The 11,594-nt window shown below is 49.9% G+C and carries 13 protein-coding genes; 7 read left to right on the plus strand and 6 right to left on the minus strand.

The window, feature by feature from the left end; all coding sequences use genetic code 11:
* The 5 genes from GX147_08230 to lepB form a co-directional block, all read left to right on the plus strand.
* Positions 1-141, plus strand: a 141-nt coding sequence (locus tag GX147_08230; protein ID NLN60672.1) for a preprotein translocase subunit YajC, incomplete at its 5' end; no start/stop codon positions are given.
* Positions 142-162: 21 nt separating this feature from the next.
* Complete coding sequence (gene secD, locus GX147_08235; GenBank protein ID NLN60673.1) at positions 163-1,764, plus strand: protein translocase subunit SecD; 1,602 nt, start codon at positions 163-165, stop codon at positions 1,762-1,764.
* Positions 1,765-1,793: 29 nt separating this feature from the next.
* Positions 1,794-2,705: a protein translocase subunit SecF gene (gene secF / locus GX147_08240; GenBank protein NLN60674.1), complete on the plus strand. Its 912-nt coding sequence runs from the start codon at positions 1,794-1,796 to the stop codon at positions 2,703-2,705.
* A 1-nt stretch (position 2,706) separates the two neighbouring features.
* Positions 2,707-3,219, plus strand: a complete 513-nt coding sequence (locus tag GX147_08245; protein NLN60675.1) for a DUF456 family protein — start codon at positions 2,707-2,709, stop codon at positions 3,217-3,219.
* A complete protein-coding gene (gene lepB / locus GX147_08250; GenBank protein ID NLN60676.1) occupies positions 3,212-3,853 on the plus strand; it encodes a signal peptidase I in 642 nt (213 codons plus the stop codon). Before GX147_08245 ends, lepB begins: the two co-directional genes overlap by 8 nt.
* 100 nt (positions 3,854-3,953) lie before the next feature.
* Here the strand turns inward: lepB and GX147_08255 are convergent, their stop codons facing one another.
* From GX147_08255 to GX147_08280, 6 genes are all read right to left on the minus strand, one after another.
* Positions 3,954-5,237 carry an Nramp family divalent metal transporter gene (locus GX147_08255; GenBank protein ID NLN60677.1) on the minus strand — a complete coding sequence of 428 codons (1,284 nt, stop codon included), beginning with the start codon at positions 5,235-5,237 and terminating at the stop codon, positions 3,954-3,956.
* A 33-nt stretch (positions 5,238-5,270) separates the two neighbouring features.
* Positions 5,271-6,536 (minus strand): CBS domain-containing protein, encoded by a 1,266-nt coding sequence (locus GX147_08260; protein NLN60678.1) that lies wholly within the window; start codon positions 6,534-6,536, stop codon positions 5,271-5,273.
* Positions 6,537-7,350: 814 nt separating this feature from the next.
* A complete protein-coding gene (locus GX147_08265; GenBank protein ID NLN60679.1) occupies positions 7,351-7,500 on the minus strand; it encodes a hypothetical protein in 150 nt (49 codons plus the stop codon).
* 93 nt (positions 7,501-7,593) lie between these two features.
* The gene (locus tag GX147_08270) at positions 7,594-7,794 is read right to left on the minus strand and encodes a cold-shock protein (GenBank protein ID NLN60680.1); all 201 of its coding nucleotides are present in this window, start codon (positions 7,792-7,794) and stop codon (positions 7,594-7,596) included.
* A gap of 638 nt (positions 7,795-8,432) precedes the next feature.
* Positions 8,433-8,846 carry a hypothetical protein gene (locus GX147_08275; GenBank protein NLN60681.1) on the minus strand — a complete coding sequence of 138 codons (414 nt, stop codon included), beginning with the start codon at positions 8,844-8,846 and terminating at the stop codon, positions 8,433-8,435.
* Between the two features lie 345 nt (positions 8,847-9,191).
* Complete coding sequence (locus tag GX147_08280) at positions 9,192-9,806, minus strand: dienelactone hydrolase (protein ID NLN60682.1); 615 nt, start codon at positions 9,804-9,806, stop codon at positions 9,192-9,194.
* Positions 9,807-10,315: 509 nt separating this feature from the next.
* On the opposite strand from GX147_08280, the gene GX147_08285 reads away from it, so the two are divergent.
* Both GX147_08285 and GX147_08290 read left to right on the plus strand, forming a co-directional pair.
* The gene (locus tag GX147_08285; GenBank protein NLN60683.1) at positions 10,316-10,669 is read left to right on the plus strand and encodes a hypothetical protein; all 354 of its coding nucleotides are present in this window, start codon (positions 10,316-10,318) and stop codon (positions 10,667-10,669) included.
* A 182-nt stretch (positions 10,670-10,851) separates the two neighbouring features.
* Positions 10,852-11,457 carry a molybdopterin-dependent oxidoreductase gene (locus tag GX147_08290; protein ID NLN60684.1) on the plus strand — a complete coding sequence of 202 codons (606 nt, stop codon included), beginning with the start codon at positions 10,852-10,854 and terminating at the stop codon, positions 11,455-11,457.
* Positions 11,458-11,594: the final 137 nt, after the last annotated feature.

Consider the following 11,594-nt stretch of genomic DNA (forward strand, 5'->3'; position numbering starts at 1 on the left):
GACACGGTCGTCACATCCGGGGGTATTCACGGCAAGATTGTGGCGATTACGGAAAACGTGATCACCCTGGAAATCGCCGACAAAGTGCGTATCAAGGTGTCACGGCCGTTTATTGTTGAACTCATCCAGAAGGCGTCTTAAATCCCATTCTCGAGGTTAATCATGTTTAAGAATATCAAATTCCGGGCGGCCGTAGCGACTTTAGTTTTTCTGGCGGCTCTTTTTTATCTGATCCCGACGCTTCTACCCAATCTTCCCGACTTCTGGGAAGAAAAATTGCCGAAGGACAAGATCCATCTGGGGCTTGACCTGCAGGGCGGCATGCATCTGGTTTTGGAAGTGGACGCCGATAAGGCGGTGGAGGCCACTCTGGAAAGACTGGCCAACAATTTCAAGGAAACCCTGATGGACAACAAAATTCGTTTCCGAAAGATGGACAGAGATTCCGGCAAAACGATCACACTCGAACTCACCGACCCGGGACAGCGGGACGCCTTTGATAAAATACTGAAAAACCATTACCCCGATCTTTCAAGCACCCGTTCGGAAACAATCGAAGGCCGAGAAAAGCTTTATCTGGAAATGAACAAAAAGCGGATGGACGAAATAAAGAAAATGGCGGTGGAGCAATCGCTGGAAACCATCCGCAATCGTGTCGATCAGTTCGGGATATCCGAACCGGAAATCATTCCTCAGGGTGATGACCGCATTTTGATTCAATTGCCCGGCATCGCGGATACAAGAAGGGCAAAAAACCTGATCGGGAAAACGGCTCTGCTGGAGTTTAAGCTCGTCGATGATGAACATAGCCTGGAAGAGGCTTTGCGCGGCAACATTCCCGAAGGCACCGAAATCGTCTATGGAAGTCATGTTGACCGGGAAACCGGCCGCCAGACCTCGTCGCCCTACCTGTTGAAGAGCAAAACCCTGCTGACGGGTGATTCCCTGGAAAGCGCAAAGGTTCAGATAGGCGATCGGTTAGGAAAACCTCACGTCTCCATCCGTTTCAATTCCCAGGGGGCGAATGATTTCGAGCGTATTACGGGGGAGAATGTCAAAAAGCAACTCGCAATCGTTCTGGACGGAAACGTTTATTCCGCGCCGGTGATTCAGGAACGCATCTCCGGGGGCCAGGCTCAAATTTCGGGGGCCTTCACCATGGATGAGGCACGTGATCTGGCCATTGTGCTGCGGGCCGGCGCCTTGCCCGCACCGGTCACAATCCTGGAGGAACGCACGATCGGTCCTTCTCTGGGACAGGACTCTATCAACAAGGGTATCTGGTCCTGTATCGTGGGCGGTATCCTTGTCGCCATTTTTATGGCTATTTACTATCGATTTTCCGGAATCATCGCCGATATCGCCCTGGGCATTAACCTCGTTCGTCTCTTGGGCATCATGGTCATATTCGGCGCGACACTCATGCTGCCCGGTATTTCCGGAATCGTTCTCACAATCTGGATGGCGGTGGACGCGAACGTGCTCATCTGCGAACGCATACGGGAGGAACTTCGGTCGGGCAAAACGGCGCGTGCCTCCGTGGAAGCCGGGTATGCAAAAGCCTTCCTGACCATTTTCGACGCGAACATCACAACGTTGATTGCGGCGCTTTTCCTGTTCGGTTTCGGAACGGGTCCCGTAAAGGGTTTTGCCGTCACCCTGACCATCGGTATCGTGGTCAGCATGTACACGGCAGTCTTTGTCACGCGCATCATATATGATTACTTAATCTGGAATCGTAAAATGACACGACTCAGCATCTAATACAGACAAGAGGTTAACTCATGGAATACATGGAATTTATCAAACCGGATACCAAAATCGACTTCGTGCGCTGGATGAAAGCGGCCATCATCATATCGCTTGTGATTATCCTGACGGGCATCGTTTCGATCATCTGGCATGGCGGACTCAACTACGGCATTGATTTTGCGGGCGGCTCCCTGGTACAGATCAAGTTCAAGGAAGAACCCGAGATCGATAAAATACGCAGTAATTTCGAGGAAATTGGTCTGGAGAACAGCATCATCCAGACGTACGGCACCCATGAACTGGTCGTGCGAACCCCGGAAGCAAGGACAGACCTCAAAGAACTGGAAGCAAAGATCGGGACGTCCCTCGCGACGGCTTATCCGACGGGAAGTTTTGAAATTCAACGAACGGAGGTCGTCGGCCCCAAAATCGGAAAAGACCTGACCAAAAAGGCCCTGTTGGCCATTATCTTCTCCTGGATCGGGATCCTCATTTACGTCGGCTTCCGGTTTGAATTCCGTTACGCCGTGGGCGGCGTTATCGCCCTGATCCACGATGTCCTTGTGACCCTGTCAATCTTCTCCCTGATGAACAAGGAATTCGATTTGAATATCGTGGCAGCCATGCTGACAATCATCGGCTTTTCGATTAACGACACCATCGTCATTTTCGACCGGATACGGGAAAATTCCCGAAAAAACATTCGCATGGGACAAAGGGATATCATTAACATGAGCGTCAATCAGACGTTAAGCCGGACAATCCTGACCTCCCTTACGGTTCTGATGGTTCTGGTCGTTCTGTTCTTTTTCGGCGGCTCGGTCATTCACAACTTTGTTTTTACGTTACTGGTGGGAACGATGGCCGGTGTTTATTCGTCTGTTTTTATCGCCAGTCCGGTCGTTCTGCTTTTTGAAAGAATCAAACCGTCATCGAGAACCAGGAAGAAATAAATTGGCTCCCCTTGAAACCCTCGCATTAGCCGCGTTTATCGGTACTTTATTCCTAGGAATATTTCTGTGCATCCACGGACTCCCGGGCCTGGCTCTGATTGCGGCCAATATCCTGGCTTATGCCCTCGTTACGGGGTTCGAGAAAATCGCCTGGCAGGCGGCGCTGTTTATGTGCCTCGTGGCCATTGCAGTGGAAATCGGCGATCTCTTTTACTTCATGCGTGGATCTCCTCGATTCAATCCTTCCCGGCAATCCATCATGACATCGTTTGCCGGCTGTTTTTTGTTACCCCTGCTGCTGACTCCGCCCTTTCTGATTATCGGATTGGTCGGCGGCTTTTTTCTCGGGGGGGTATTCGGCATGCTTTCCATCCTGATAACTCAGGAAAGCCAATTAAAACCCGCATACCGAATCCCGTTTCGCGTATTCGTCGGAAGGATGGCGGGCCTCCTCTGGAAAGGCTCCGTCGCCTCGACACTGGTTTGCTTCACCCTTTTGCTATCCTATGACTAAGGAAATGACTCTTATGCCCCCTACATCCCGGCCCAAATCAAAAATTCAGGAATATGCGGAAGCAATCATCATTGCCATCCTCATTGCTGTTTTCATTCGGACTTTCATTGTTCAGGCGTTCAAAATCCCGTCGGGTTCAATGAAGCCCACCCTGCAGATCGGTGATCATATCCTGGTGAATAAATTCATCTACGGCGTTAAAATCCCCTGGCTGCGGAATACCATCATACCTGTGACGGAACCGAAGCGTGGAGATATCGTCGTTTTCATTTATCCACAGGATCGATCAAAAGATTTCATCAAGCGTGTCATCGGTTTAGCCGGTGACAAAATCGAAATCAGAAACAAGGCCATTTACATCAACGACCAGCTTTACGATGACGGTCGCGGCGTCTATGTCGATGAGTACGTCATCCCCGGCGCCCTTCAGCCCCGTGATAACTTGCCTCCCGTCACGGTACCGCCCGATTCCATTTTTGTCATGGGGGACAACCGGGATCAGAGCTATGACAGCCGCTTCTGGGGTTTCGTTGAACTTAAGGATGTCATGGGTAAAGCTTTTATGATCTACTGGTCGTGGGATAGAGAGAATTTCAGCGTTCGCTGGTCAAGAATCCTCGATATCCTGCAATGACGGCATGAGGATCATGAAGATATGGTAACGGAAAAGGGAAGGAAGGTATTTACGCAGCCCCGTCCATACATGGTTCGCCGCCTATCCTGAGAAGGTTGACTCATCCCCCCCACACCAGGGAAACGACCATGGCCAGAGAAAGAATCACAAGGGCGGACACGGTCAGCCAGGAAACGATATTCATGGCCGATCCGTTGGTGTAGCTCCCCATGCGCCGTCGGTCATTGATCAGCAAGAGCATAAAGATGAGTATCACAGGCAGGAGCAAACCGTTGAGGACCTGGGAGTAGTACATGATCCAGATCAGCGGAAATTGCGGCAAAAGAATAATACCCGCTCCCAAAACAATCATGAGCGAATAGAGTCCGTAGAACTGGGGTGCTTCAGCAAATTTATGGTTTAAGCTCGCTTCCCAACCGAATGCCTCACAGATGGTATAGGCCGTGGAAAGCGGGAGGATCGAGGCGGCAAACAGGGAGGCGTTGAGAAGCCCAAAAGCAAAAAGGAGGGCGCTGTATTTCCCCGCCAGAGGTTCCAAGGCCAGGGCAGCATCCTTGGCGGTTTCGATTCGGATGCCGTTTTGAAACAGGGTCACGGCGCAGAGTGTGATGATGAAAAACGCCACTATGTTGACCATGAAGGAGCCGATGATTACATCGGTACGCGTATAACGGTATTCGGAGATACGAATTCCTTTGTCCACTACGGAAGATTGTAAATAGAACTGCATCCAGGGAGCGATGGTCGTACCGACAAGGCCGATAGCCATCGTCAGGTATCCCGGATCGAATTGCACGGAAGGTTTGACGAGTGACGTTCCGATCTCATGCCAGTCCGGCTCGCTCATGACGCCGGACACGATATAGGACAGGTAGAACAGGCAGGCAACGAGGAAGACCTTCTCAACGGACTTGTAGTTCCATTTCACCACCAGCAGCCAGACGAAAAAGGCGGCGATCGGCACGGAAACGTACTTGCTCACATTGAAAATTTCCATGCTGGCCGCGACGCCGGCGAACTCGGCGATTGTGTTCCCCAGGTTTGTCAGGAGCAGGACCACCATCAGATAAAAGGTGATTTTGGCACCGAATCGTTCCCGGATCAGATCGGATAAACCTTTACCCGTCACGACACCCATCCGGGCACCCATTTCCTGAATGATTATCAAGGCGAAAACAATGGGGACGAGAATCCACAGAAGGTTCAGGCCGTATTCTGCACCCGCCAGGGAGTAGGTGGTAATACCGGCGGCATCGTTATCGACATTGGAGGTGATGATGCCCGGGCCGATGAGGGCAAAGAAGACCGACAGGGTAACCCAGAAACGTTTCTGAAAAATACCGGAGATCTTCCGCCGAATGCGGGATAAGAACCGCGCCGTCATGCCTGCGTCTGTCCCCCTCTTCGTTCATTTTACCTATTTCCCCAGATGCGGAGCGATAATCTCCAGAATATTCCTGAAAATGATAACCCCCATCATCCGGTCATCGTCATCGACTACCGGGATGGCCATAATGCCGTATTTTGCGAACAGATTCACAATTTCTTTCTTGTTCTCTTCTATGGTCACGGAAATAATACGCGTTTCCATCAGATCGTTCAGTTTGCCGTCGTGAGGTGACATCAGAAGGTCCCGTAGACTCATTATACCGAGGAGATGCTCGTTTTCGTCAACGACGTAGATATAGTAAGCAAAATCCATATCCTCCGCTTCACGGCGGATCGCTTCAATGGCTTCTCCTGCCGTCAGCGTCGGCGGATAGCTAAAAAACGCGGTGGTCATCAGACCTCCCGCCTTTTCTTCCGGAAGAGCGAGCAGTTCTTTCACGTCTTCGGCGATGTCTTGCTCCATTTCGCTGAGGATCCCTTCAGCCTGATGACGGGGAAGATCCGCCAGCAAGTCCGCCGCTTCGTTTAGGGACATTTCTTCGATGATGTCGGAAGCCTGCTCGGGCTTGAGCCCTTTGATAATGCTGACCTGAATCTTCGGGTCCGTCTCTTCGAGGGTTTCCGCCGCGGTTTCCACGTCGAGAGACTGGAAGACCGCCGTCCGCTGGTGAATATCCAGGTCTTCAATAATATCCGCAAGATCTGCCGGGTGCAATTGCGACAACCGGTCCTGCGCCACTTTCAGTTTCAGCAGATCCGGCGAAGACAAGGGCTGTATAAATTTCCAGGCGATAAACTGATCGGTCAGATTGTAGTCCATGGAGGCCTGCAGGAAGGCGTCCAGGAGCTTCAACAGACCCGCCCTGCGCATAAGCCCCCGAAACCCCACATCGACATGGACCAGATGGAGCAAATTATGCGCCTTCAGAAACTGCAAATCGTTTACACGTCGTAACTTCGCACCGTTGGTATCGACGACCTGCTTATCAAGCAGGGCATCCTTCAAAAAAATCTCTCCTTCCCGCCTCTCGGGCTTACGGCAATCCTCCAGTGAAAAGTCATCAAATCGGAACGCTTTGTCGATTTCGAGAACTTTACTCCAGGGAACACAAACAGAGTCTGTCTTACCGGCAGGCAAGAACAGGACCTCCGTTACAATCGGGTACGGCTCAACCAGGCCAACCACGAGGTCCATGACCCGTCCTATTCTGACGCCCTGACGGTTTACGACTTGTTTCCCCAAGATCTCGCTCAAAAACAAAAAACCCTGAGGATCGGGATATTGAAGCGCCACGCCCCTGCACCTCCAAGCGCGGTGTCTATAACATTATTCATCCGATATACAAAGTTATTTTTCTGAGGAGAAAAAAACAAATAGAATCTAAATTCAAATACTTGAAAGGCTCATGCGTTTGGCCTGTTCTCAAAAAACGCAAGCCCTCCCTGTCTCCAGAAAGCAGGTCTCACTGGAAAGGGGCCAGGATCTGCCGCCGCACTGTGACAGCCCCCGATTCCGACTATTCCGATTGTTTTTTCCGGATAAAAATAAAACCTTGATCACAGGCGTTGGGTGTTTCCGGGAAATATTTCCGTCGGAGTTCACGCTCTTTTTTCTTCTGGCGATATGCGAAATCCGGCTTACGCAGAATCTTCAAGGAATGCATTGCCTCACGACAAAAGTCTCTGAAGCTGAATTTCAGCGCACCCGATTTCGTTCAGGACTCCCTGATCGCGAACACGAAAGTCTGAACGTTTGACCCGGTCATTGCAGACGCGGAGGCAAGCAGAAATTTTGTGAATACCGGTTGGCTTCAGATACCTTTCAATGGCTGAACGGATGGAAAATCCCGTTGCAAAAGGTTTTGGCAGGAGAAAGTGGACCAACGGTTTGAACTGTCTGTAATGTGGAAATGGCCTTATGGCGGCAAAGAGCAGCTGGTGCCAGGTACAAAGGGGTACCCGTTCGCCCTCGTGCAGACGAATCAGCCAGACACCCCCGTTTTCCAGCCTGATTCTGAAGGTCAGACTGTATTCACAACCCGGAAAAGCAAAAAATGGAACACACCGATTGTGACGATTCTTTCAAACAGGACAGGCATCGTCATGGTTCATTCCTCCTTGTCCTCGCCTTCATGTTCTTCATCGGCATTTTTATCGCCGGCTTCCTTCGCCTCCTGACGCTTTAGGCGTTTCGCCTCCTTCTTCTTCAATCTGGCAAGTTCCTTCTGCCGTTTTTCAAAGGAATATTTTGTTTTCATTGCGATACACGGCTCTCAATTAATCTGAATCGATGAAAAAAAGGCATTTCCGCATCATAAATGCCGGAAATGCCTTCTCTTGTCTTCCCAAAACTAAATCGCTTTTACATTATCCGCTGCGGGGCCCTTTTTTCCCTGCACGACGTCAAAACTGACACGCTGCCCCTCAGACAGTGTCTTAAAACCATCGGACTGGATCGCACTGAAATGAACGAACAAATCTTCGCCATTATCTTTTTCAATAAAGCCGAAACCCTTCTGCTCATTGAACCATTTTACTTTTCCTTCTGCCATCTTATCGGATCCTCCTTTCATAAATTTTCAGTCGGATCAAGAAGATGAAACAAAAAAGGCCTCCAAGACTCTTAAAAAGCTTGGCGGCCTGCCCTTGCACTTCAAAATGTCTATATCCAACTATCTTCGCGTTACCCTACCTGAGCGAATCAGAAGGGTACCATTTACGGGTGACGTTTACATATTACCATTTCACATGTCAAGCATTATCTTGGCCGATTAACCACCCCGGCTATGCTGTTATGGATTCATTTCCCCATTTGCGATCACAAAATGACGTACCTGATCGTCCCTTGAGGGTATCCGGGACACGCTTTCCGGAGAACGAGGGGGGCAGGTAAAGAAGAGCCCGGATGCACTCGGGATATCCCGGGATCTGGCTTAGTTGGCATGGCCTCAGTAATCTGGTTGCCAAAGCGGATATGCTGAACCAGATTTGGTCATGACCAGGGGTATCGATAAACGAATTTAACTGCCCTTTGCGATAATTTTCCTGATAAAACGGGTGGGGTGACACAATGATTTTGAACGCGGCCGATGAGAATATGCCCTGTCCTTATGGAATCGCAGCCTGACCTCTTGCGAGACCGCTGAATCTACATGATGAAATTTATTCAGTCTTTGCCCAACCCGTTTTCTTACATAAAGATTTTACGGGTTGCTGTCCTGCCAAGAAGGTTAAGCATCGCGTTGCATACATGTTCGAAATTCCACTCAAGGACCGGGCCGTCGCCAAATATTTCAGGAATACAATCCTGATAGGCTTTGTCGGTGTAAACCCCCAAAACGGGAATCCCCTTCTTGCGGGCCATGCCGATCTCGCAGACGACATTTGCCGACGGATCCGTGTTTTTACTCGCAACGATCAGCATGATCCCAGCCTGTTCAATTAGTTCACGGGTTTTCCTCTCCCAGTCTTCATTCCCCTCCATCTCTGTCGATACACCGACTACGGCAAAAGTAGAAAAGGGGTTACGGCACTGATCGGCGAGCATCATCCCGTCTTTCTTGTCCTCTGGTGCAAAACTCATGAAGATATTGATTTTGTCCATCTGACCCTCCCTGTTTTCTCGCTTATGCCGACGTACGGTTGATCAGTCCACCCCGTTTTATTGCAATCCCTGGGCAGAATGCCTCTCGTATACCCTGATCAGGAATCGCCGGCCATGTTCGAATATATTTTCTAGAACATTTCTGGCAAAGAGTTGCCTCGTCTTTCTCCGTTGTCCGGCCTCTGGATGCGCAGGGGAAGCATAACGCAGGGGAAAAAGCGGGTTCTTTTTTGTCTGTATAGGCATACTCACAGAGCGGACTGAAATGCACCGTTCAAGTCATAACCGGAACGAACCGCAACCTTTTCAGCGCACTGCTGACAGATTTTTTATGATCCCTTTGAGTCATTTCCGTGCGGGGAATGTTTTATTCATCCACTGAACGGTTTTTTTCAAAATATGCGTGTAAATATCCCGGGTCGGCAGATAGAGCGATTTGGGTACCTCGAAGGCGTGATCGCCTCCGTCAACCACTTCCAAACGGGACCTCGCGACAAGGTTCATGGTGCTGAAAATTTCCTTCAATAAAAAAAGATTGCAGAAGGGGTCACGTGTACCAGCAAAAAAAAGCATGGGAACGTTGATTTGTTGAAAATGGTCGGCCCGGATATTCTGCGGCTCATCTGACGGATGCAGGGGATAGCCAAGGAAAACGAGGCCGGCGGGATTCAGCAACCCCTCCGCCGTCATGTGCGCCGCGACACGTCCACCCAGGGACTTTCCCGCAACAAAAATCCTTTTCACCCCTATGTCCGCATTCGTTGAAACGAATCGCATGGCACCTTCCCAAGCGAGATAAAGTTCATCCTTTCTGTCAGCACCTTCCTGACCTTTTTCTCTGAACAGGAAATTAAATCGCAGAGTGGCATAGCCCTCCTCAGCCAGGCCCTCTGCAAAAGTGACCAGCAGGGGATGCTTCATGCCATTTCCTTGGCCATGGGCGATAATAAAAACGTCCATTTTGTCCTTTTTCCTCGTCTCCGGAATCAGGAGGATACCTGAAACCGTTTCCCCGTTATTTAAAGGAATTGTTACTGATTCCTCCCTGAAGGATCGATCCGACAACATAATTCTTTTCTCCCTTTCTCGTTCCGTTCGCATGGCTTCCAGAGCTTCGCTCTCGTCCCCTGCATGTCATGCCTTACAGGATAATCCATGCATTTTTCAATGATTAATTGACAGCCCCCTAAAAAAGAAAAATATTCATTCAAAAAACTCCAACGTATCACGGCGGCAAGCTCTGATTATTTTTGAATTCATTGTTAAATTGAGTTGCATCCGAACACTCTCCTCTCTGATTCCCATTTATACCATGCTCCAGATGCTGCTTCATTCCGTGTCGCCATTATCGGAGTCCGTGGTATCGATGGGGGTGTATCACCTGAATTCTTGACTTCTTTACGGACGGGAGGTAGTTTGTCTGAAAGACAGGAAGGCAGGGCAGTTTTAAAAAAATGAGGTGAAATTCAGTGGAGACAAAAGTATACACGCTAACGGACGACGGTTCCAATCAAAATGCCGAAAACCCCCAACACTACGAAGAAGAAGAAAGAATCGAGGCCCTTCTCCATGACGGCACACGCCTGGTATTTCAGCATCTCGGCATTGACCTTTCAGGCAACATAAACAGGCAGCTGGAAGATATGCAAATCATTCTTGAGAACCGCCGAGAAGAAAAAAATCCTCTGATCAGAGGTGTGTACATTCTTCAGAAAAACGACCGGCAAGTCCTCCCCATTGCTTTTATCGGAAATATTGAAACGGACGGGGAGAAAATCCAGGCGGACATCGTCATGTTCGACGGCGGAGAGTTGGAATGCTGAAAACAGCCGGCATGAAGGAGAATGAAATCCCCGAGGGATTTCCCGACGCCATTTCCATTTCTTCCTGCGTTCCCATACTTGAGGGAGGATGAAATTTGAGCGATATCCCCTCTCTTTACGTGACTACAAACGGAGTCCGCAACCCCTTACTTTTTATTGCTTGTTAAACACAGGAGGGGAAAATGAGCCGCCTGAAGGAACTCGGCACCCCCATTTTCTGGGTGGAAGGGCATCCGGGGCCTCTCGATCGGGAGAATTGGCAAATTGATGTTGTCGGCCTCTGTTCTCATCCGAGAACGTTCACCTGGCAGGATCTGAAGGCTCTGCCCAAAACGATTGCAGCGGCCCGCTTGACCAGCGTCACAAGATTTTCGGTTTTCGGGCACTGGGGAGGTGTCAGGGTCGCGGACATGCTGGACGCCGTCGGCATATTTGCTTCGGCCACACACATCCGCTTCTGGTCCGTCAAAAACATCTATGACACATCCATTCCACTACATATCGCCGAAAAAGAAAAAACCCTCCTTGCCTTCGAGTTCGACGGCGAATTGCTCGAAGAGGACTACGGAGGGCCCATCCGCGGCTTCGTGCCTTACCTATGGGGATACAAGTCAGCCAAGAGCGTTCTCAGGATAGAACTCATGGATCATTACCTCCCCGGATTTTGGGAAAAACGTGGATATACGGATGACGCTTTCATCGAAGCAGGGTACGTCCGTGATATCAATGACGGAGGGCGGATTAAGCGGATTCCAGGCGGGGAAGTCGTATCTTTCTTGGATGATTAAGGAAATTCCAGGGGGCGTAGAACTCTATCGATCCTTTTCAATTCGTTGACTCTTCAGACTGTCGGTTTTGTCAGACACTTTTATGACCCATATTCGAAGGAGATCAAGTCACCGTGGTATTGGCCGTTCTGGATGAA

The sequence above is a fragment of the Deltaproteobacteria bacterium genome (assembly GCA_012522415.1).
In the GTDB taxonomy this organism is placed as follows: Bacteria; Desulfobacterota; Syntrophia; order Syntrophales; family JAAYKM01; genus JAAYKM01.